Annotated in this window: 20 protein-coding genes and 1 pseudogene; 14 read left to right on the forward strand and 7 right to left on the reverse strand. The window is 69.1% G+C overall.

The genetic code is table 11. The features are described 5' to 3' along the window. Positions 1-85: 85 nt before the first annotated feature. Together AOZ06_RS17140 and AOZ06_RS17145 are read left to right on the forward strand one after the other, a co-directional pair. Entirely contained in the window at positions 86-826 is a 741-nt protein-coding gene (locus AOZ06_RS17140; RefSeq protein WP_054290314.1) for a class I SAM-dependent methyltransferase, read from the forward strand. A gap of 197 nt (positions 827-1,023) precedes the next feature. After that, complete coding sequence (locus AOZ06_RS17145; protein ID WP_054290315.1) at positions 1,024-1,428, forward strand: SsgA family sporulation/cell division regulator; 405 nt, start codon at positions 1,024-1,026, stop codon at positions 1,426-1,428. Positions 1,429-1,456: 28 nt separating this feature from the next. Here the strand turns inward: AOZ06_RS17145 and AOZ06_RS17150 are convergent, their stop codons facing one another. Then, positions 1,457-1,858, reverse strand: coding sequence for a hypothetical protein (locus tag AOZ06_RS17150; RefSeq protein ID WP_157233080.1), 402 nt, complete (start codon positions 1,856-1,858; stop codon positions 1,457-1,459). Positions 1,859-2,268: 410 nt separating this feature from the next. On the opposite strand from AOZ06_RS17150, the gene AOZ06_RS17155 reads away from it, so the two are divergent. The 3 genes and pseudogenes from AOZ06_RS17155 to AOZ06_RS61110 all read left to right on the forward strand — a co-directional run bounded on the left by AOZ06_RS17155 (position 2,269) and on the right by AOZ06_RS61110 (position 4,140). Then, a complete protein-coding gene (locus tag AOZ06_RS17155; protein WP_054290317.1) occupies positions 2,269-2,727 on the forward strand; it encodes an alpha/beta hydrolase in 459 nt (152 codons plus the stop codon). A gap of 122 nt (positions 2,728-2,849) precedes the next feature. Continuing rightward, positions 2,850-3,287: pseudogene (locus tag AOZ06_RS62095) on the forward strand (amidase family protein); the annotation flags it as partial. A gap of 115 nt (positions 3,288-3,402) precedes the next feature. Further along, a complete protein-coding gene (locus AOZ06_RS61110; RefSeq protein WP_054290319.1) occupies positions 3,403-4,140 on the forward strand; it encodes an amidase family protein in 738 nt (245 codons plus the stop codon). Between the two features lie 234 nt (positions 4,141-4,374). Here the strand turns inward: AOZ06_RS61110 and AOZ06_RS17170 are convergent, their stop codons facing one another. After that, a complete protein-coding gene (locus tag AOZ06_RS17170; RefSeq protein WP_054290320.1) occupies positions 4,375-4,962 on the reverse strand; it encodes a TetR/AcrR family transcriptional regulator in 588 nt (195 codons plus the stop codon). A 92-nt stretch (positions 4,963-5,054) separates the two neighbouring features. On the opposite strand from AOZ06_RS17170, the gene AOZ06_RS17175 reads away from it, so the two are divergent. Further along, entirely contained in the window at positions 5,055-6,266 is a 1,212-nt protein-coding gene (locus AOZ06_RS17175) for an alpha/beta hydrolase family protein (RefSeq protein WP_054290321.1), read from the forward strand. 36 nt (positions 6,267-6,302) lie between these two features. Here AOZ06_RS17175 and AOZ06_RS17180 read toward each other — a convergent pair whose 3' ends face one another. Next, positions 6,303-6,695 carry a VOC family protein gene (locus tag AOZ06_RS17180; RefSeq protein WP_054290322.1) on the reverse strand — a complete coding sequence of 131 codons (393 nt, stop codon included), beginning with the start codon at positions 6,693-6,695 and terminating at the stop codon, positions 6,303-6,305. A 141-nt stretch (positions 6,696-6,836) separates the two neighbouring features. Here AOZ06_RS17180 and AOZ06_RS17185 point away from each other — a divergent pair, with 141 nt between their 5' ends. From AOZ06_RS17185 to AOZ06_RS17215, 7 genes are all read left to right on the forward strand, one after another. Then, entirely contained in the window at positions 6,837-7,592 is a 756-nt protein-coding gene (locus tag AOZ06_RS17185) for a hypothetical protein (RefSeq protein ID WP_054290323.1), read from the forward strand. A 93-nt stretch (positions 7,593-7,685) separates the two neighbouring features. Further along, positions 7,686-8,381: a Crp/Fnr family transcriptional regulator gene (locus tag AOZ06_RS17190; protein ID WP_054290324.1), complete on the forward strand. Its 696-nt coding sequence runs from the start codon at positions 7,686-7,688 to the stop codon at positions 8,379-8,381. Positions 8,382-8,441: 60 nt separating this feature from the next. Further along, a complete protein-coding gene (locus AOZ06_RS17195; RefSeq protein ID WP_063810053.1) occupies positions 8,442-9,125 on the forward strand; it encodes a Crp/Fnr family transcriptional regulator in 684 nt (227 codons plus the stop codon). Positions 9,126-9,251: 126 nt separating this feature from the next. Further along, the gene (locus tag AOZ06_RS17200; RefSeq protein WP_054290326.1) at positions 9,252-10,766 is read left to right on the forward strand and encodes a hypothetical protein; all 1,515 of its coding nucleotides are present in this window, start codon (positions 9,252-9,254) and stop codon (positions 10,764-10,766) included. Positions 10,767-10,786: 20 nt separating this feature from the next. After that, positions 10,787-12,712 (forward strand): hypothetical protein, encoded by a 1,926-nt coding sequence (locus AOZ06_RS17205; RefSeq protein WP_054290327.1) that lies wholly within the window; start codon positions 10,787-10,789, stop codon positions 12,710-12,712. A 1-nt stretch (position 12,713) separates the two neighbouring features. Continuing rightward, on the forward strand, positions 12,714-12,956 hold the full coding sequence (locus AOZ06_RS57830) for a hypothetical protein (RefSeq protein WP_054290328.1): 243 nt from the start codon (positions 12,714-12,716) through the stop codon (positions 12,954-12,956). Next, positions 12,953-14,194, forward strand: a complete 1,242-nt coding sequence (locus tag AOZ06_RS17215; RefSeq protein ID WP_054290329.1) for a CHAT domain-containing protein — start codon at positions 12,953-12,955, stop codon at positions 14,192-14,194. The genes AOZ06_RS57830 and AOZ06_RS17215 overlap by 4 nt, the downstream gene beginning before the upstream one ends. 5 nt (positions 14,195-14,199) lie before the next feature. Here AOZ06_RS17215 and AOZ06_RS17220 read toward each other — a convergent pair whose 3' ends face one another. Genes AOZ06_RS17220 through AOZ06_RS17230 form a run of 3 tightly spaced genes read right to left on the reverse strand, consistent with a single transcriptional unit; the run spans position 14,200 to position 16,417 of the window. Continuing rightward, positions 14,200-15,333, reverse strand: coding sequence for a hypothetical protein (locus AOZ06_RS17220; protein ID WP_157233081.1), 1,134 nt, complete (start codon positions 15,331-15,333; stop codon positions 14,200-14,202). A 5-nt stretch (positions 15,334-15,338) separates the two neighbouring features. Further along, positions 15,339-16,004: an SMODS-associated NUDIX domain-containing protein gene (locus AOZ06_RS17225; protein WP_157233082.1), complete on the reverse strand. Its 666-nt coding sequence runs from the start codon at positions 16,002-16,004 to the stop codon at positions 15,339-15,341. Positions 16,005-16,057: 53 nt separating this feature from the next. Continuing rightward, positions 16,058-16,417 (reverse strand): hypothetical protein, encoded by a 360-nt coding sequence (locus tag AOZ06_RS17230; RefSeq protein ID WP_054290332.1) that lies wholly within the window; start codon positions 16,415-16,417, stop codon positions 16,058-16,060. Positions 16,418-16,449: 32 nt separating this feature from the next. On the opposite strand from AOZ06_RS17230, the gene AOZ06_RS17235 reads away from it, so the two are divergent. Next, a complete protein-coding gene (locus tag AOZ06_RS17235) occupies positions 16,450-20,517 on the forward strand; it encodes a hypothetical protein (protein WP_054290333.1) in 4,068 nt (1,355 codons plus the stop codon). On the opposite strand, the gene AOZ06_RS17240 is transcribed toward AOZ06_RS17235, so the two are convergent. Then, a complete protein-coding gene (locus AOZ06_RS17240) occupies positions 20,514-20,711 on the reverse strand; it encodes a hypothetical protein (RefSeq protein ID WP_054290334.1) in 198 nt (65 codons plus the stop codon). The genes AOZ06_RS17235 and AOZ06_RS17240 overlap by 4 nt on opposite strands. Positions 20,712-20,778: the final 67 nt, after the last annotated feature.

The following is a 20,778-nucleotide window of genomic DNA, read 5'->3' on the forward strand; positions in this document are numbered from 1 at the left end:
CGAGCTGCGGCGGCTGTGCCGAGAGGCTCCTGGTGACTGGCTCAAACGCCGCACCCGGCATGGGCGCCCGTGGAATGATCACCGGGTGGTGCCCAACGAGGAATGGTTGTTCGACCGATTTGCCGCACTTTCCGAGCGCAGCGGGTGTGTGCTCACCGCGCTGGACTTCGGTTGCGGCAGCGGACGGATGATCACGCGGAGCCTCGCGGCGGGCGTCGGCGACTTCTGGGGTGCGGACACGTACTACGGCGAGGGCGAGATCTTCACCAACGACGGCGGTGCTGTCGCGGCGGCCACACGCCGGCGGATCAAGGTCCTCGTGCCTGGCGAGCCGTTGCCGTTCGACGACGACACGTTCGACTACGTGTGCTCCAACCAGGTCTTCGAGCACGTGGAGGACCTGCCGTGGACGCTGCGGGAGCTCGCTCGTGTCACCCGCCCCGGCGGGACGCAGGTCCACCTGTTCCCCACGCGGGAGCTGCTCGTGGAGGCACATCTCGGCGTTCCCCTGATCCACCGGCTGCCGGTGGGCAGGCGCGCGGCGTGGGCGCGGAGGTTCTATCCCCGTGCCCACCACGCGAAGGAGACGGCGTCGTTCGAGGAATGGTGGAAGTCGATGGGACCGTTCCTGGCCGAGAACACCTTCTACCGTTCCCGCGGCGAGTACGAAGACGTGCTGGGTCAGCACTTCCGCGTGACGCACGTCGAACGGCAGAAACTCGCGTACCACCTCGGCCGTTCCCGGCTGCGGCCGTTCGCGCGGCTGGTCCCCACCAGGCTCGAGCTGATGCGCGTCGGGATGGCCGTCCATTTACGGCCCTGGTGATGGATTTGTCCGCATTCGGCCTGGTCGTTACAGCAGATGCGTGCTCGGGCGCCTAGTGTCACCCGCTGGGGTGATCGTGGGGGTAAATGGCGGGCACGTTCGCGTGAATTCACGACCGTAGGTAGTCACACTGGGCCATTCTGATGTTACCTATCAGTAGACATGAGAAGGACTCAACACAGGGGTAGAGGTCAGCCATGACCAGTGAGCACGCCACGATCCGCGCCGCGATCCAGTTCGGTCTCCGGGCGCACCCGTCCGGGCCGGTGCGGGTGCGCGCCGAGCTGAGCTACGACACCCGCGACCCGTTCGCGGTGGTCGCCGAGTTCCACACCGGCCGCGGCTCGGTGCGGTGGATCTTCGCCAGGAGCCTGCTGGCCGACGGCCTGATCGCGGGCGCGGGCCTGGGAGACCTGCGCATCGGCCCGGCCACCGACCCCGAGCTGGTGATGTTCGAGCTGTCCACGCCCGACGGCGGCGCCATGCTGGAGGCGCCCGCGCAGCAGCTCGCCGACTTCCTGGACCGGACCTACGACCACATCCCGCCCAGCGAGGAACACGAGTGGTTCGACTTCGACCACGAGATGAGCAAACTCGCCTGACGGTGCCCACCCGGACGGTCCAGTCCGGTCAGCTCCAGACGTAGAAGTGCATCCGGCGGGTGCTCGACGCCGCAACCGTCCCGTCGGGGCGGATCACGTCCGCGACACCGCTGCTGCGTTCGTCGTGGCTGCCGAAGAACGGCGTGCTGTCGGGACGGACGTCGATCACGTTCTGGTCGGGCACCCCGCGGCAGGTCACCGGTGCGGTGGCCGAACCCGTCGCGCTGGGGCGGCCGGGTCTGACCGAGGTGAGCCGGACCTTCAGCGTCCAGCCGCGTTCGCCTTCCGGGCAGTCCACGTCGACGTACGCGGTCGCTTCGCCACCTGAGACGTAGGAGTCGTCGTGCAACCAAGCGGTTCCGGCGGCGTGGGCGGGCAAGGCCGCGGCGAGCAGGAGACCGGCCGTGGCCACAACCACAACGGATCGCATATCCGCACAGTAACCGGATCGTCGCACGCCGGACATCCGTCATAGGGCGCAGCGCAGTCCCTAAACGCCCCACAGCCACCCGGTTGGACGAGTGACCATTTCCAGGCCGGAATTTCGTGGCCGCGTACGAACCAGCGGAGCCGTGCTGCGGCAGGTTCCCTCCATGGGCGCTCCATCGCACGTGTACACCGTGTTGCCGACTCGCACCGTGCAGGGATCCGCATTTCAGTGGGCGCATGAGCCACAGATCGCGCTACCACCGTCCTACGGCAGCGGTGACCGCACGTATCCGGTCTTGTGGGTGACGGACGCGTCGCTGGCTCAACGCCGGCGTCGGCGGGCAGTACCTGCGAAACGCGTTCCCGCCCGACCTGCTGGACGGTGGTGGCGGCGCGGAGCGGTTCCTCGCCTTGCTCGTCGACGAACTGCGCCCGCAGCTGGCGTGCGAGTTCCGTTTCGACGAGACGGACCACGGGCTGCTCGGCGACTCCGCGGGCGGGCACTTCGCCACGTCCGCGCTGCTGGGCGGAACGGACGCCTTCCGCCGGTACCTGATCGGCAGTCCCGCGGCCAGCGGATGCGAGGATCACCTTTTCCAGCTCGAGGAGCAGGGCTCCACCAACGGCACACGCCTGCGCGGGGACGTCTTCCTGGGCGCGGGTGAGGCGGAGGCCACCGACCCGCTGACCGCGTCGGGCGACATCCTCGGCTCCATGACCCGGCTGGCCCAGACGCTCCGGCTGCGCGACTATCCCGACCTCCGCGTCACCTGCCGCTTCTTCCCAGGGCAAAACCATTACACCGCCGTACCGTCCCTGATCAACACCGGCCTGCGTCACCTGTACGCCGTCACGGCGGTGAGGACGTGAGCGACCTGCACGAGCTGACCGCGTCACAGCAACTGCACGCCCTACGCACCAGGCAGATCAGCTCACGGGACCTGACCGAGCACTACCCGGCGCGTATCGAGGACCTCGACCTGGGCGCGTTCGTGACGGTCACTCCCGAACTAGCGCTCCGGGAAGCCGCACAAGCCGACGCACGCCTGGCCCGAGGCGAAGGGGCGCCCCTGTGCGGCCTTCCGATCGGCATCAAGGACCTGCACGCGACAGCCGGGGTCCGTACGACGATGGGGTCGGCCGCGATGGCCGGCCACGTCCCTGCGGAAGACGCCTGGACAGGGGGCCTGATCCGGCAAGCAGGCGCGGTCATGCTCGGCGAGACGAACGCGCCGGAGTTCGGCGCCACCTGCTACCCCGAGAACGCCGTCACCCCACGGCCAGCTGTCACGCCGTACGACACGACCCGCTATTCGAGCGGGTCCAGCGGCGGCGCGGCAACCGCCGTCGCCGCCGGGCTGCTGCCCGTGGCGCACGGCGGCGACGGAGCGGGATCGATCCGCACACCGGCGTCGACCTGCCACCTCGTCGGGGTGAAGCCGAGCCGTGGCCTGGTCAGCGCGGCGCCGGCGACGTCCTTCTTCAGCACCGGCACGCAAGGCCCCTTGCCAGGACCGTGCAGGACGCGGCGCTGCTGCTGGACGGATGGCACGCCCCTGGCCGCGCGATCTCTACGGCTGGAGCGCCACGACCAGCTTCACCGCCGCCGTCGAACGCGGCCCCACCCGTCCGCTCAAGGTCGCCGTGCGGACAGAGACCGGCCTCGACGCGGTCGAGCCACATCCGCAGGCAGCCTTCGCCGTGCGCCGCACCGCGAGTCTGCTCCGTGAACTCGGCCACGACGTCCGGGAAATCCCGATACCCGTGGCGTGTGATGAACAGACACTCACGAACTGGTTCGCGTACACGGTGGGGGTCGGGGTTTCGGCGCTGATGCCTCCCGAAGGGCTCGACCGCCTCCAGCCGTTCACCCGCCACCTCGTGGACACCGCCGCCGCGACGTCCGCCCGTGACGTGGTGCTGACGCAGGCCGCGCTCGCCCGCTACACCAGCGCGTTCCTGGCCGCGCTCGACGAGTTCGACGTCGCGCTGACCCCCACTACCAGCGGCCCACCCGTCCCCGTCGGGCACTACGCCACCCGCGGCGCCGAGGGAGTGTTCGGCCTGATGCTGGACTGGTCCTGTTACACGCCATGGGTGAACTTCAGCGGGCAGCCCGCGGTCTCCCTGCCGTCCTATCTGGACAGTGACGGCCTGCCGTACGGGGTGCAGCTGGTGGGGCGTCCACGTCACGACGCCGAGTTGCTCACACCGGCCAAGCAGTGGAGGACGCTGCTTTGTGGAACCAGGTCCACCCTTCCTGCTGGCGCCGGTGAGCTCTGAACGCGAAGGGATGTCGGTGGGCGCGCACCTATTTGATTGCGGTGCGCTGCCCACCGCGCGCCTGACGCTTGACGTCAGTCCGGAGCGACAATCATGAACACAGGCCGGCCGCTGTAAGACGGCGACCCACGGTACGAACGGAAGCCGCCCGCTCCCGTGCTGCCCTTCGTGATGTGAGTCAGTGGGACGTACTCGGAGAGATGGGTGCTGACGTTTTGAAGTATTCGCGTCGGCTCACGAGTCCCGGTCGCGCCAACTGGGTGGGACGTCGAGCACTCTGTCTACAAGGGACTTCGCGTACTCCTCGGTGATCGGCCGGAAATCCATCAGTACGCGGAGGTACAGCGGGGCGAGCACGATCTCGAACAGCTCGTCCACGGTGGGGGCGGGTTCGCCGCGCTCGCGGGCGCGTTCCAGTACGGCGCTGAGTTCGTTGTGGCGGTGTTCCAGGTGGTGTGCGCGGAGTGCGCGGACCTCGTCGCTGATCGGCAGTGTCATCACCATGGACCGCAGCAGGAGCGCGCCGTTTTCCGACGGGATGTGGTGGACGGCTTTCGTCGCCCACGCGTAGAGGTCGCCGCGCAGTGAGCCGGTGTCTTCCAGTGGTGACCCGGTGGAGATCGTGTGCATGGTCATGTCGCCCAGCAGTGCGTCCAGGCTGCCCCATCGCCGGTACAGCGTGGCTCGGTTCACGCCTGAGCGCTCGGCGATGTCGGAGAGGGTGACGTCGCCGAGCCCGCGCTCTTTCACCAGCTCCGCCGCGGCTGTCAGCGCTGCTTCGCGCACGCGGGCGTTGCGTCCGCCTGGTCGTCGTTCGATCACCCTTCCAGCTTAATGCGACATATGTTGCTTTAGCGAGCCGATCGCAGTACCGTGAAGTTAATGCAACAAAGATTGCAATAAGGGAGGGTGTCATGCGGAGGCTGTTCTTCGAGCACGACGAGACGTTCTGGTTCGAGACGCTGCGGTCGTTCTCGCACATCGCCTACGGCGGCGCCGACTTCGGCGAGGTCGTCGAGACGGCCATCGCCATCACCGGCGGCGACTACGACAGCTGGTACCGGGCATGGCTGGCCACCGCCGACCGGGTGGCGGCCGAGGCTGGGCGCAGCCTGGCCGGCGGGCACCGGGTCAGCGCCCGCAAAGGCTTGATGCGTGCGTCCAACTACTACCGGTCCGCCGAGTTCTTCCTGCACGGCAACCCGTCCGACCCTCGCATCACCACCACGTACGACCGGGCCGTCGACTGCTGGCACCGCGCGCTCGAACTGTTCGACGCGCCGGCCGAACCGGTGCGGATCCCGTACCAGGACACCACTCTCGCCGGGTACTTCTACCAGGTCGACGACTCGGGAGCGGCCCGTCCGACCGTGATCGTCAACAACGGTTTCGACGGCACCGCCGAGGAAACCTACTTCATGGGCGGCGCGGCTGCGCTTGAGCGCGGCTACAACGTGCTGACCTTCGACGGGCCCGGGCAGGGCGAGGCGATCCACCGGCAGGGTCTGCGTTTCCGGCCGGACTGGGAAGCGGTCGTCAGTCCCGTCGTCGACTTCGCCACCCGGTTGCCCCAAGTGGACGCCGAGCGGATCGCCCTGTACGGCATCAGCCTGAGCGGGATGCTCGCGCCGCGGGCTGCCGCGTTCGAACCGAGGATCAAGGCCCTGGTCGCCTTCGACGGGGTCTACGACAGCGCGCAGAACTACATCGGCGAGTTCGGCGGGGACCGTGCGCAGGCCGTCGCCGTGCTGACAGCGGAATCGGCACCGGAAGTGGACGCCGCCATCGCCGCCGCCGTCGAGCAGAGCCCGAGCCTGCGCTGGCTGACCAGCCACGGCCAGTGGGTGATGGGCGCGGCCACACCGCGCGAGTTCCTCGCCACCTTCTGCGATTACGCGCTGATCGACGGAGTGGCCGGGAAGATCGGCTGCCCGACCCTGGTCTGCGCGGCCGAGAACGACGGGTTCTTCGCGGGCCAGCCCGAGGCGCTGTACGAACACCTCGACTGCCCCAAGCAGTTCGCCCGGTTCACGTCAGCCGACGGGTCCGACGAGCACTGCCAGGCCGGTGTCATGGTGCTGGCGGGCTGCAGGGTCTACGACTGGCTGGACGAAGTGTTCAGCTGAGTCCATGCCGCTCCGCGGCGGTTCCCCCGACGGCTCCTAGTCGTAGGTGATCAGTTCCAGCAAGGAACCGTCCGGGTCACGGAAGTACACGCTCACGCCCTGGCCACGCCCGCCCCGGCGGGCAACCGGTCCCTCTTCCACCGGCACTTCGTGTTCGCGCAGGTGGGCCACGGCCTGCTCGGCGGTGCCCGGCCACACGAAGCAGAGGTCGCTGCCGCCCGGCACCACCGGCGGGCTCGCCACCAGCGTGCCGACGTCCAGGCCCGGTCCGTGGACGTTGAGCTGCTGATCGCCGAACCTGAACGCCACACGGCCGTCGGGGTGGCCGACGATCTCCGCGCCGAGCACGTCCCGGTAGAAGGTCGTCGACCGTTCCCAGTCGCTCACCGCGATCACGCAGTGGTCGAGCCTGACTTTGATCTCCGTCATGACCGGAATGTACTACCGTGGGCAACAATTCGTGGAGTTGACTGGTTCCGGGCGGCAGCCGTCGCAGCACGACGCCGTCGTTCCACTGTGGACGCAGAGCGGCTGGCCTCCGAGCTGCGTCACGCCGATACCATGCATCGAGTGTGCGCATTCGTGTTCGGTTCACGGTCCGATCAGTCAGAACCGCATGACTGGCTGGCAGGCGGCTACTCCCGCCGCGTGGTGGCGATGGGCGGACTCACGGTGTACGACAAGAATCCGCGTCGCCGCGAGGAGCGCACAGGCCGGCGGGTGGCGGACTGGTCAGACCCCGGCGTCTGGCCGCCGTCCGCGTCGCGTGACCTCAACCCGGTGATCGACGTGGAGGACCCCAGCCTGATTCTGTCCGAAATGGACAACGAGGTGTACGCCGGTTACCAGCAGTGCCACTACACGCCCGACTGTTGGCGTAGCTACACCGTTCTCGGCGACCACGGCCGGATGGAGAACTTCGGGGACGGGGTGATCGGTGAGGAAGCGGTCGTGCGGGTGTGGAACCGCGGCAGGTCCGGCTACCGGACCGAAAGCGACCTGACCGTCGCGATCGTCCCCGAGCCGGGCGGCTCCCACGGCGGGGCGGACGCGGAGCTGGTCGCGGAGTTCCTGCGGTTCGTGGCGGAAGGGACCGACCGGGACGTCCCCGGTGGCGGCCAGGCAGGCCGTCGCGGCGGGCGTCGCCGCCACGACGTCGCTGCGGTCGGGCAGCAACGCCGTCGGGGTACCGCTGCTGGACTCCGCGCTGGTCCATTACTTCGACGGCCACCAGGCGACCGCCCACACTGTCCACATTGGATAGTTCTGGGTGCTGCGAACAACCGCGACCTGGCCGATGCGCGCCGCACTGGTCTATCCGGTTGAGGCCTTTAGGCCGGACGGGTAACGGGGCTGGCGGCAGCCGGGCTCGCCGTGTCTCCTGTTAGGGCAGTACGGTCGACCAGCAGGAGAGCCGGGATGACTCAGGCCAGTTATCCACCCGCGAGGACCGGTCTGTTCGCCACGCTGCCACCCGCGGCGGTCGAGGCATTGCTGGACATCGGTGTGGAACACGAGTTCCACGCCGGTGACGTGCTGGTCCACGACGGCGACCGCAGCACGCACGTGCTCCTCCTGCTCAGCGGGTACACGAAGGTGACCGCGACGAGCGCCAACGGCGGACTCGTGCTGCTGGCGATCAGGGTCGCCGGTGAGTTCGTCGGCGAACTGGCCGGGCTGGACGGGTTGCCGCGGTCGGCCACGGTGACAGCCGCGGGGACCGTGCGCGCCCGGGTGATCCCGCAGCCGGTGTTCCAGGACTTCCTCGCCGGGTACCCGGCCGCGGCGCTGGAGGTCAGCCGGTCCGTCGCGGCCAAGCTGAGGGTCGCGACGCGGCGGCGGGTCGACCTCAGCGGCTACGAGGTGCCTGTGCGGGTGGCGCGGGTGCTGGCCGGGCTGGTCGCCGCGCACGGCGTGTTCGACCAGGGCGGCTGGGAGATCCGGCCCTCGCTCAGCCAGCCGGAACTGGCGGCGCTGGTCGGCGCGGCCGAACCCACGGTGCACAAGGCATTGCGGGCGCTGCGTGAGCAGAACGTCGTCGACACGCGCTACCGGCGGATCAGGGTCGTCGACCTGGCGGCGCTGCGGGCCGCGGCCACCGCGGCGGACGGCTGACCGACGGAATCCAGTACTGGAACGGGGTTCCCCGCCGCACCGCCGGGCACAGTCCTGCCGGTGAATTCCCAGCGATGGCCAGGGCGTACGCTGCTGGGCCGGTTGCGCGGCCGGGCACTGGACGAGGTGCTGAGGCTCGGCACCCTGGTCAGCTACGAGGCCCAGCAGCAGGTGATCCGGCTGACGGACAACTCGCGTCACGCGGTGCTGTTGCTGGGCGGTTCGGTGAAGGTGGTGGCCAACACCGCGCACGGGCGAAGTGTCCTGGTGGGAATCCGCGGTCCTGGCGACCTGCTGGACGAGATGACCTCGGCCGACGGGCGCCCGCGCACGGCACAGGTGATCGCGTGCTCCGCGGTGCACGCGAGGATCATCCCGGGCGCGCACCTCGACCAGTTCCTCGAACGCAACGCCGAAGCGTGCCTCGCCGTGGCCAGGACGCTCGGCGAACGACTGTGGCTGGCCGACCGGCGCTGGGTGGACTTCGTCGCCTGTCCGGCACGGACCCGGGTCGTGCGGGTGCTCGCGGAGATCGTCCAGGAACACGGCGAGGTCACCGATGCCGGGCACTGTCTGGGATTCCCCCTCACCCAGCCGGAGATCGCGGCACTGGCCGGTACCGCGCTGAGCACAGTGGAGAAGACCTTCCACTCGCTCGAGGCCGAAGGCGTGATCGACCGCGGCTACCGGCACGTGCTCGTCACGGATCTGTCCCGGCTACGCCGGTTCGGCGAAGCTTCCTGAGCGATCCCATCCTGGTACGGGGTTGACCGTCGCAATCTGTCACAAGCTTGGTGCCGCCAGACCGGTCCCGTCGGCGGCACCGCCGTTGGGACGAACTTCGCTCGCACCACCCCGAAAGGTCGACAGATGCCGAGTCCCCGCGACAGACTCGCCCAGAAACCCTCGTTCAAGAGGGTGTTCCGGCGGTTGAGCGGACAGGTTTCCAGTGAACACGTCCACGCGCGTGCCGTGCCGCAGACGGTCCGGCTGACCGAGTTCCACCACTACGCCCAGGAGATCTCCCGCAACCCGTCGACCCAGCGCAGCAGGCCGCCGGACGGGGAGGTCGAGATCGTCGTGCCCTACGACGGCGACAAGTTCTTCACCCGGCAGGCGTGTGCGGACGTCGAACGCGGACTCGAGGACCACGGCGACGGCAACGACGAGGTCAGCGCGTTGATCGGGCACCTGGCGTTCGCCGGGTACCACCAGACCGACCTCGGCCACACCCTCGGCCTGGACGACAACTACGGTTCGCTGCCGGTCTGGATCCCGGTCAAGGGCGCGGGCAGCCCCGGTGACCTCGACGAGCTGCACGCCGACCGGTCGGCGTGCGTGATCGAGTACGGCTACCGGCCCAAACAGGACGCGCTCAAGGTCGTTCCCGTCGAAGTGCAGATCGACCTGGTCGACCCGGACACCCTCGTCGGCCTCGACCTGCTCGACCAGGCCCAGCACGGCCGCCTCGAACCGGAGCGGATCGCGCAGCACCCCAACTTCCAGCCGTGCCTGTGGCTGGTGATGAAGGTCCGGCTCAACATCCCCAGGCGCGGGCGCACCGACGACATCCAGCCGGTGATCGAACGGATCGCGCTGGACTGGCCGACGATCACGTCGCTGGAAGCGCTGCACATCACGCGGGGATCCGGGAAACCGGAGGACAACGCCGTCCCGGTGATCTACAACCCGGTGGAACGGACGCTCGAGTGGCACGACATCGAGATGACGCGGCAGCCCGACGTCCACCCCGACGTGGTGACGTTCGACAGCGACGACATGGTGCTGTGGATCGAGCAGCCGGGTGAGCTCTACCAACAGGTCAGCCTGGACGCCAAGGTGCGGATCACCGTGCCGGGCACCCTGATGTCCGGTACCCGGGTCAGGCTGATGGACGCGACCGGGCACCTCGCCGGGGACCAGCCGGAGGTGTCCACTGAGGTCGACTGCGACGTGAAGCTGATCCTGGACGACGCCTTCGCCCGCCGCACCTTCGTGCCGTACCAGCACCTGCACTTCGACGAGATCATCCCGGTGGACGCGCGCGTCGCCGACATCCAGAACGCGCTGATCGACCGCGGGTTCACCGCGGAGTACCACCCGCTGGGACCGGCGGACGCGCATCGCTGGAAGATGTACGCCCACAGGTCCGAAGGCCCCGACCAGATGACCCTCATGCTGTACATGGAGGGACGTCACCACACCACCGAGCGCCTGGTGAAACTGCCGGGGGACCGCAGCTTCAAGAGTTCCTTCGAGAGCGGCGAGCTGAAGGTGTACGTGCTCGGCGAGCTGCCGAGGGCCAGTTCCGCGCTGACGCGGGAGATGAACGTGCTGCACTCGGCCATCCGTGACCGCTTCAACTGGATCCGCGCCCAGCGCTGAGAACCACCGGGAGACAACCGATGTCGATCAAACTGGACACTCGCGCGCCGCGGACCAGGTGCCACCGCTGCGGCGACGCCGAAATCGCGGTGATCTGCCACCACTGCGGCCGCCCGATGTGCGACGACCACCGGCCCGAGGTCGCCGACGCGATCTCACGGCCGTTCACCAGCGAGTTCGAAGGCCTTGGGCTGCAACAGAACTCGTCGCCCTACCACTGCTCCGACTGTGACCACGTGGTCAAGCCGTCGGTGCGCAAGTTCGCGTACATCGCCGCTGGCGCCCTCGCCGTGGGATTGCTGCTCGCCTTCCTGACCACCGCGGCCGGGATCATCGTGATGCTGCTGGCGCTGGCCGGTGGTGCGGCGGCCGTGTACGAGGACCGGCGCCGGACCGCGGAGATGATCCGCACCCGTCCGCCGCTTCCCGTGGTGCCGAACATCGACGCGGTGTCCGTGCGGGAAACCGTGCGCGGCGATCTCGTCCTCGACGAGGCAGGCACCTACCGGACGTCGGTGACGCCCGTGGAGGGGCGGATCGCGATGAACCTGACGTTCGGCCGCCCCGACCAGGACCGGCTGCGCGCCTACCGGACGAGGTTCCGGCTCACCGAGCAGGACCCCGTGCGGTTCTCGGCGGGGTACGCGGTGCTCAGCGGCCGGGCCGGCCTGCAGTTCACCGAGCCCGGCCGGAGCGGGAACGTCCTGCCGCTGGAGGGCAACGTGCTCGAGCACCCCTTCCTGACCTCTTCGGACACCCGCGGTGACGCGAAGTGGCGTGTGACGCTGCCGTACCGGCTGGCCAGCGCACCCCGCATCGACGCGTTCCCGTTGTGGCTGACGCCGTCGCTGCTGCCGGAATCGGCGCGGCGCGCGCTGGAGATCGAAGTCCAGTGGCTGGGGGAGTGGCCGTCGGCGGAGATGAGCCTGGAGATGGACCGGATCGAGCAGCTCACCCTGTTCGTCCCGGTCGGCTGGGGCAACGTGGAAGGGGTCAGCCGCCGGGCGACGATCGGCGGCGCGATCGACCCGGAGGGCGGCGGCAGGCGCATCGAGTGGAAGCAGCTCTCGCCGGAGTCCGGCACGGGTCAGCGGCTGGTGCTGTCCATGCGGTTCGACGACGAGATCAGCCTCACCGACACGATCACCGGGTCGATCGAGGCCACCTTCAAGGGTTCGCTGTCCGGGCTCGAAGGCGTCGACATGTACCACCCGATGGGCAGGCGCAGGCCGGGCGAGCACAGCATCGTGCGCACCCGGGTCACCGCGAACATCTCGTTGAGCCTCAACGGTGTGCGCTACCAGGACGTACGAGTGGTGCCGGACCACACCAAGGCCAGCGACACCGAACGCCCGGAGATCCACGGCTTCCCCGGCGTGATCCCCGACCACACCACCATCGTCGAGCTGACCAACGCGATGAGCGACGCCGGTTACTACGTCAAACGCGTGATCGAGAACCCGCCGCGCGGCGGTGGCAAGGCCAACGTGGTCAACCGGGCGTGGGACATCGCCGGTCGCCGTTACGACGGAGTCTACCCGGTGAACTTCCACATCACCGTCACCGGCGAGGAAGTGCACGGCGGCGACATCGTCGCCGAGGCGGGCAACACCAAGGTCCGGCTCAACGTCAACGGGACCTACGCCAGCGACCAGATGGAACAGACGATCGAGAACGAATGGGACCGGCTGCGCAGCATCACCGTGCAGACCCTGGGCCGCCTGGAACGGCACCAGGCCGTCCACGAGGACGAGCCGGAGGTGTTCACCCACGGCGCGCCCCGGCACGCGGCACCCGACCAGAGCACCGGCGAACTGCGGGCAAAGCTGCTGCGCAGGCGTGACGCGGCGCTGGACGCGTTGCTGGACAAGGAGATCAGCAAGGCCGAGTACCAGGAGATGGTCACGCGGATCGACCGGCAGCTGAGCGAACTGGACGGGGAGTGAGATGTCCTGGAAGTGCGGCGAGTGCAACGCCAGGGAGAACAAGGACGAGGACGTCGTCGTCGACGCGGTCTGCCACCACTGCGGAAAACCGCTGTGCCGCAAGGACCAGCGGACAGTGGCGGTCGACGAGGCCTTCGCCGACACGGAGTTCGACACCGGCGGGTCGAGGGAGGCCGTGCACTGCGACACCTGCCGCAAGACCTACCACCCGAGGACCACGACAGCCGTGAGGCAACCCGCGTGATCACTGCCGAACTGTTCGCCGGCCGGCTCGTCGCGGGAACCCCGGGCGAGCTGACCGTCCGGCTCAGCAACACCGGGACCGGCCCGTGCACGAAGATCCTGTTCAAGCTCAGGCTGCCCGCCCAGGTCATCTCGCTGGGCGGGAACGACCGGATCGAGGTGCTCAGGCTGGATCCCGGCGAGAGCCGGACGGTGCAGCTGCAGGTCCGGCCTTCGCAACCCGGCGAGTGGACGGCGACGAGCACGAACTTCTCCTACCGCGACCACTGGGGCACTTCGAACCGGCGGACGGACTTCGCCGCGGTGCTCCGCGTCGTGCCCAAGGTGGCGCAACCAGTGGCCAAGCCGTCGTACGAGCTGACTCTGATCACGCGCGAGCTGCCGTACGACGAATGGGACACGCTGACCGGATACGTCACCAACACCGGGGTGGCGCCGCTGTCACGGGTCACGGTGGCGCTCTCCGGCCGCGTCGAACGGCACACCTCGACTGCGCGGCTGGGACCGGTGCTGCCCGGCGACCGCGGGCACTTCACGTTCCCCGTGGCGGCACGGGAAAGCGGCCGGACGGTGCCACTGGGGCTCGGTGTGACCTGTGTGGACGCCTTCGACAACAAGGCCGAGTTCGTGCACAAGGTGTCCGTCGCGGTCCACCGGACAGCGGAAGCGTCGACGGGCAAGGTGCGAATCCTCTACCTGGCCGCGAATCCGACCAGGACCGACCAGCTCGGCCTGGACAGGGAGCTGCGGGGGATCAAGGAGACGCTGCGGGCGGGCAAGGACCGGGACCGGTTCGAACTCGACGACCACAGCGCCGTGCGCCTGAAGGACATGATGCAGGCGTTGCTGGACTTCAGCCCGAGCGTCGTGCACCTGTCCGGGCACGGCACCGAGGACGGCCGGTTCCTCGCCGAGACGGACGCGGGCGCCGCCAAGATCGTCGCGGTCGACGGCATGGCCGCCCTGTTCAGGGAGTTCGCCGACACGATCCGGTGCGTGATCGTGAACGCGTGCCACAGCGAGACGCTGGCCCAGGCGCTGGTCGAACACGTCGACCACGTGATCGGCATGCGGTCGCGGATCGGCGACCGCTCGGCGATCACCTTCAGCGTCGGGTTCTACCAGGCACTCGCCGCCGGGCGGCCGATCGACAAGGCGTTCAGCGTCGGCTGCGCCGCGATCGCCCTGCACGACAAGGAGGGCAAAGGCGGCGACATCCCGAAGCTGTTCCGCCGGTGAGCAGGTCAACGGCGGGGCGCGTGCACCCAGGCGCGCTCCGCGAAGTTCTTGCTCGGCAGCACGGCGTCCACCTGACTGAACTCACGCGGATCGAGGCCGCCGTAGCCGTCGGCGATGATGTCCTTGTACAGCACCTCCGGCACGATCAGCGCGAAGTCGGCCGTCGGCTCGCGCGCCAGCGCGTCGCGCAACGGCAGGCAGTCGAGCAGGCGGTGCACCGCGATCGTGGCCCCGCCGACCCAGCCGTTCATGCCCGGGGCGACGTGGCCGCGGTGCAACGCGACCCGCAGCCTCAGCCGTGCGTGGTCGCTCAGGTCGGCGTTGGTCTCGGCCAGCGCCGCCTTGATCCCGGCCACCAGCCGGGGGATCACCACGGACTCGTCCACACCGGCGGGCAGGATCGCGAACTGGCCGTCGCCCGACCTCTGGATGTCGACGTCGGACTCGCGCAGCCCGGCGTACGCGCGTGCGTACGTGAGGACGTTGACCAGCCGGCTCTGCGCGCGGGCGGACTCGCCGACGCTGAGCCGGCTGTAGGCCTCCGTGTCCGCGGCCATGCACAGCCGAACCGCGGGAGCGCGCCCAGTCACAGCCTTGTCCGCGGCGGGCCGCACCAGAGTGGAGGTCCACTCGCCCGGTGGGGTCAGGGTGAACCGGACGGGCCGCGCGGTGACGGCGTGCCGCCGTTCGACGCGCCAGCCCTGGCCCAGCGTGGTCACGTCCATCCTCAGCTCACCGGTCACCGACACGGTCTCGATCGGTGCGTGCACCACCGCGTGCGCCTCACCGGACTGGGGGAGCGGTGCGTCACCTAACGGATCGCCCAGCAGCCAGCCGTAACCACCCGGCACTTCGGACACCGCGACGACCACTGCCGGGTCGGCACTCGTCCCGCTCGGCTGCCGCAGCACGATTGCGGGATCGTCGAACCGGACCACCAGGTACGCGGCGACGAACGGGGCCCGCCGCGGCACCGGTGCCAGTTCGAACCGCTGACTCCAGCGGAAGCAGCCCGCGCCGGGGATGGCCTCGTCGACTGGGCCCGCCGCCGGTCGCGTTCGCGGACGGTCGAACAGAACCTGACCGGCCAGGTGATCTCGGCCGCTCACCAGTTCGCCCGTGCCCAGCGCTTCGTCCATCGGCTTCACCGCAGGGGAGGGACGTCCGGTGCGAGCCGGGTGGGGCCGAGCAGGAACGAGCTCGGCGGAGCGATCAGTGCCTTGCCGAGCCTGCCGTGCGCGATGTCGTCCCAATTCGCGCTGATGACATCCGGGTAGGCGTCGTCCCGGCCGCAGGCGGCCAGTCGTGCCCGCAGCCGCAATGCGTCACCGCTGTCGGTCACCATGTCGTAGACCTCGAATCGCCGCAGTTGCCAGTACGGCCTGCCGTGGACCGGGTGCGGCCCCTCGACCACGGTCCGGACGTGGGAGAAGGCGAGCGAGGACGCCTGCGGCGCCAGGTGAGCGAGCCCGACCTCGTGCAGTTCCTCGTGCAGCTCCCGGCGCAGGCACTCAGTCGCCGTTTCCCGGTACGCGCCCGTGAGAAACCATTTCTGCACTTCGCGAACCGCACTCGCCGGAAGCAACCCGCGCAGGTCCCACCGCGCGCGTTCCGGTTGCACCCCGATGCGTTCCTGCTGGAACTCCAGGCTCTCCAGAATCCGCGCGGCCGGGGCGAAGTACTTGAAGACGCCACCGGGCGGCCCGCAGGCACCCGGCCGGGTGCGCGAGGCGAACAGGACATACCGGTCGTCATCGACGACACGCAGCAAAGCGCTGAACGAGATCCGCACCGGGCTTCGTGTTCTCACGGTGTCGCCCCACACCTCCTTCATCCGCCCACCACCGTGGCACAGAACCGCGCCTATGGCACTACGTTCAGCGGCTGCTGGAACAACGCGCACGGCGGCGGTTCCCCCAGCGCCGACCACTGCTCGTACCGCCCGCACAGCCCGGCCGGACACACGTACCCCCCATCGGCCGCCGCACGGGCCTGCGCGGCGGCGAAGCCGGACCGGCTGACGAAGTCCTCCTCGGCCTCGCGGTACTCGTCGAGCTCCGCCAGGAACTCCAGCCAGTCGTACCCGGAGACGCCGCCTGACCGCGTGCCGTCGACGAGCGCGCGCCAGCGGCCGGACAGGCCGTACAGGTTCGCGTCGCGGGCCAGTTGGCCGAAGTCCTCGCAGACGTGGCTCCACGCCCTGGAACTCGTCGCGTCGTTCATCCGTCCATCTCCTGCGGGTAAGAGGAGAACCGGTGTCCGCTCCTGAAGTTACCTTCGCCCCGGTTTCGCTCGACCAGCGGCGCCGGAATCAGCTGCGGCAGGCGTTGCGCCGGGTCGACTGGCCGGACCCGGTGGGCCACATCGAGGTCACCCGGGTGCTGCACGGCGGGCGCAGCGGTGTGCTGGTGGTCGAAGCCGTCCTGCGCAGGCACAACCACCGCCTGCTGCACGTGGTGAAGTTCGGGCCGGTGCGGGAACTGGCCCAGGAGTGGCGTGCGTACCACAAACTGGTCTACGCCAACGCCCTGTGCGCGCCCATCCTCGCCGCGACCCCGGACGTGGTCCGCGGCGACAAGGCCACGGGGGACGCCGCGCTGGTCTACGACCACGCGAGCCAGTTCACCGGAGACCCCGGCGGCGGTGTCCGCACCTTCGAGGACCTCGCCCGTGCGGCGTTGACCGATCCGGACGCGGCGGACACGGCGGTGAAAGCGGTCGAAGACCTGCTCGCCGGTATCGCGCACGTGTTCCACAACAGGTCGACCGTGCGGGAGATACCCACGTCGCTGCGGTCGTCGAATCCCACTCTCGGCCCCAGCCTGGTTCTGGAACTGCACGACGTCACGGCCGACTCCGTACCGGCCGACGAGGTCCTCCAGCGCACCCTGTGCGGCACGGACGACATCACGGGCCGCGTGGTGCTGGAGAACCTGAAACCGCGCTGGCGGGACGACGTGCTGTTCGCGGACGGCGACGACATCACCGTGGAGCTGCGCGCAAGCCCCGACCGGCTCGCGGAGTGGGGTCGTGACTCCGAGATCACCGCGCGAGGGACCATCGTCGCGACACGTGGAGCGATGCGCAGGGCGGAGCTTCCCGTGCTTGACCGGGCAGGTGATCCGTTCGAGGCACTTCCCGACGCGCTGACACAGGCCGTGGAAGGCCGGGCCTTGTCGGTTGTGCACGGTGATCTCAACCCGCGCAACATCATGCTTTCCGGCAGCCGTGCGTGCGTGATCGACTATGCCCGTACGTCGATCGACGGGCACCAGCAGGCCGACTTCTGCTGGCTGGAGGCCGGGCTGGTCCGTGACGTCTTCGCGGACCTGGATGTGCTGACCCTGCAACGAGTCCTGGCGCTGGCGACGCAGATGATCTCGCTTGGCGTACCCGCGGAATCCGCGTGCCTTCCGTTGCTGGACGAGAGCCTGCACGCCGCGTTCCGCGTTCTGCTCGCCGTCAGGCGGCGTGCCCACGCTTCCCATGTGGGGCGGGTTCCGTGGCGCACGGACTACCTGACGCATTTGCTGCTCGCCGCCCACCGCACCCTGAAGTGGACCGGTGATCTGCAGTCACCCGCCAAGCTCAGCGCCACAGCGGCGATCGGTGCTGTCGTCACCGAGTGGCTCAGTGCGCAGAACCCGTTCCAGTACTGGACGAACCCGGCGCTGGTCTTTCACCAAGTGGCGGAGGTTCTGCCGGGTGAGCAGGAAGCAGCCGTGGCACTCTGTGCTGACCTTGTTCGAGCACGAGCTTTTCCCGGCACCGGGTCGTGGCGGGACCGGCTGGTGCGAGAGACGAAGGGGTCCGCAGCCCAGGAGTTGATGGCCGGGCTTGCCCAGGCGCACAGGGACTACGTCCCGCTCACTGTCACTGTGGACGGTCGGGTCGTTGACGTCGTGCAGCATCTGCTCACCTGCGGGACAGTGGCGCTCGTCGGCGCACCTGGCAGCGGGAAGTCCACGGTAGCCGCGGAACTCGTCCATCGCCTGGCCGCTCGGGTGCTCGACTCCGGGTCGACCTCGCCCGCCTGGCTACCGGTCACGCTGGACACCTTGGCGGACCTGTCGGAGGACGAGCTGGTGCTCGGGGTGCCGTATCTGATCGTGGACGGTGTCGACGAGCTCGGCGGCACTGTGCTGGCGGACGTGCACGACCTGCGACAGCGGTACCCCAAGGTGCCCGTGCTGTTCGTGTGCAGGACCGCGCCGGCGGGCTGGCCTTCAGTGCGGCTGCCCGAGCTGGATGTCGCGGGAATGCGGGCCTTCCTGCACCGCGCCCTGGTTCCTGGTGTGATGAGCGGCCCGGACGCCGACCACATGCTGGCCAAGTTGCTGGCGGATCCGGGCTGGCAGCGAACCAATCCGGGGCGCCCGGCCACGTTGCGCGCGATCGCGGACCGCATCAAGGCCGGCTTGCCGGTGGACATGCTCCAGGCATCCAAGGAGCTGGCCTTCTCGGCGCTGGATGTCCGACGGGCCGAGGAGATCGCCGCCGGGCCGAGCGAAACCCGTTGCCGGATGTTTCAGAGGAACTGGCAGGAGGCGTTCGTGTGCTTCGCGATCGACGCTCCTGCCGCCGCCGTGCTCGACATCGTCCGGACCGTGGCGCCGGCCGACCCCGTGTTCGCGGCACGCCTGCTCTGGACAGCCCGGCTCCGGTTTCCCGCTTTCACCGACGAACTGCGTACGGCACTTACCGACGCCGACGCGGGTCCGGCGGCATGGCAATCGGCCAAGGCTTTGTGTGAGCTTGGTGACCACCGATCCCTGATGGCGGTGGCCGTTGACGATGACGTGGCTGTGCACGGCCGAATGGTCGCGTTGCTGGCCCTGTCCGAACTGCACCACCGAGCACTGTCAGGCCAACAGCGTCGGGACAGAACGCAAGCCCTTGCCGCGTGCCTTCGCGCCATGCTCAGTCGCCCCACGCCGCCACAGCTCGTCACCACGGCCCTGGAAGTACTGTGCATCAAGAGAGTTCCGGGGTTGGAGCTGTTGGCGGCCGAGCGAGTGCGGGCCGGTGCGGACTGGGAGCAGGTGTCGAGGGCCATGGCAGCACTGCGCGCACTCGGGACGGCGCTGCCGGACTCGTTGACCGAGGCGTACCGGTCCGCCGCCCGCGACCGTCTGTCCGATCTGGACAGATCGATGCGCGCCGAGACGGCGATGGCCGAGATCAGAGTGCTCGCCCGGCAACGTCATGACCTGATCGCGGAGCTGGCCGAACACGAACCTGTGTCCTGGTTGCTGCGCCAGAGGTTCGCGTTCGACGCGGATCCGGCACTGGTCAGCCTCGTCGACGAACGGTTGTCCAGCCAACCACCCGGAACAGACGAACTGGCAGCAGCCCACTGCCTGCTTCGTGACCATCCGGAACGCTCCGCGCGGATGCTCGCGTCCACCAAACCCACAGTCGCGGCGCACCAGTTGCTGATCGCGGCGGCCCAGGTCAGCCGGGACACGATTGACGCGGCGGAGTCGCTGTTCACGGGCCTGCTGGAGCACGTCGACGCGAACACGATCGAACCGCTGTCGGCGCTCCTGGTGGCCATTTTCACGGCCGACCGCACCACAGGCGTCCGCCTGGCGTGGACGGCGGCAGCCGAACTGGCCGCCCGCGGCCTCCCCGAGCGGCACCGCTGGCCGTGGGTGACGGCACTGGCCAGGTCAAGAGGATCGTTGGCGGACCTCGAAGCCCTGCTGGAGACGAATCCGCCGCTGGCCTTGGACGCCTTGGCGAGCCACGACTTCCACCGGTCGGCGGCCCGTGGACCCAGCCACTCGTTCAGCACGACAACCCGAACCCAGTTGCTGTCCATGGAATTCTCGCCGCGCTGGATGCGCGCGGCCGCGACCGTGAGTCTGGTCGAGGCCCTGCCCGTCATCCTCGCGAAGCTGCCCGGCCTGGCGGGCCCGGCGACCCGGGTGGGCTCGGCGCGGCACGGCGTCATCGAGCACACCGAGCTCGGCGACGCACTGGCAGTGGCCGGATACCTGTCCACATTGGAGCTGGAGTCAGTGGAAACCCGTGAGCTGCTGCGGAATTTCCCCACTGCGGACGCCCACCCGAGTGTGGAGATCGGTCGCCTGATCGGACTGGCGTACATCGGCGAATGGCAGCCGCTGCTGACGCACTCGCCCACGCATCCGGCCGCCCGCAACGCCATCGGGCTGTGGGCCCACACCCCGCCGCTCGCGATCGCCGAATGGCTGGCCGCCAGGATGCGAACGCCTGGCCTGCTTCGGGAGCACCGCTGGGCACTGGCCGACTTGACGGCCGAGGCCGAACTCCGGGCCGGTGTCGTCGTCGCCCCTTAGGCACGGGTTTCCCAGCCGTTCGCCAGGAGGTCGAACGCGGCGTCGAGGGCGCGGTCCGGGTCGTCGGCCTGCCGGGCGAGCGCTGACGCTTCCAGGGTGAAGTGGGCGAGCGCCGCGCACCGCGGGTCGTTCTCGGTGACACCGACCTCGGCGGCGATGGCGCGGCGCAAGGGGTCCTCGTGGCGTATCCACATCTTGCGCCAGTACTCGACCAGTGCCGGTGTGTTGCGTACGAGTTCCCCGAAGTCGGCGTCCTCGGAG

The organism is Kibdelosporangium phytohabitans (assembly GCF_001302585.1).
In the GTDB taxonomy this organism is placed as follows: Bacteria; Actinomycetota; Actinomycetes; order Mycobacteriales; family Pseudonocardiaceae; genus Kibdelosporangium; species Kibdelosporangium phytohabitans.

What these genes read in the sequence shown, in the direction of transcription:
- AOZ06_RS17175 (WP_054290321.1), top strand. Translation starts at nt 5,055, where the DNA reads ATGCGGAGGCTGTTCTTCGAGCACGACGAGACGTTCTGGTTCGAGACG.
- AOZ06_RS17190 (WP_054290324.1), top strand. Translation starts at nt 7,686, where the DNA reads ATGACTCAGGCCAGTTATCCACCCGCGAGGACCGGTCTGTTCGCCACG.
- AOZ06_RS17230 (WP_054290332.1), bottom strand. Translation starts at nt 16,417, where the DNA reads ATGAACGACGCGACGAGTTCCAGGGCGTGGAGCCACGTCTGCGAGGAC.
- AOZ06_RS17240 (WP_054290334.1), bottom strand. Translation starts at nt 20,711, where the DNA reads ATGTGGATACGCCACGAGGACCCCTTGCGCCGCGCCATCGCCGCCGAG.
- AOZ06_RS17220 (WP_157233081.1), bottom strand. Translation starts at nt 15,333, where the DNA reads ATGGACGAAGCGCTGGGCACGGGCGAACTGGTGAGCGGCCGAGATCAC.
- AOZ06_RS17145 (WP_054290315.1), top strand. Translation starts at nt 1,024, where the DNA reads ATGACCAGTGAGCACGCCACGATCCGCGCCGCGATCCAGTTCGGTCTC.
- AOZ06_RS17200 (WP_054290326.1), top strand. Translation starts at nt 9,252, where the DNA reads ATGCCGAGTCCCCGCGACAGACTCGCCCAGAAACCCTCGTTCAAGAGG.
- AOZ06_RS17150 (WP_157233080.1), bottom strand. Translation starts at nt 1,858, where the DNA reads ATGCGATCCGTTGTGGTTGTGGCCACGGCCGGTCTCCTGCTCGCCGCG.
- AOZ06_RS57830 (WP_054290328.1), top strand. Translation starts at nt 12,714, where the DNA reads ATGTCCTGGAAGTGCGGCGAGTGCAACGCCAGGGAGAACAAGGACGAG.
- AOZ06_RS61110 (WP_054290319.1), top strand. Translation starts at nt 3,403, where the DNA reads ATGGCACGCCCCTGGCCGCGCGATCTCTACGGCTGGAGCGCCACGACC.
- AOZ06_RS17205 (WP_054290327.1), top strand. Translation starts at nt 10,787, where the DNA reads ATGTCGATCAAACTGGACACTCGCGCGCCGCGGACCAGGTGCCACCGC.
- AOZ06_RS17180 (WP_054290322.1), bottom strand. Translation starts at nt 6,695, where the DNA reads ATGACGGAGATCAAAGTCAGGCTCGACCACTGCGTGATCGCGGTGAGC.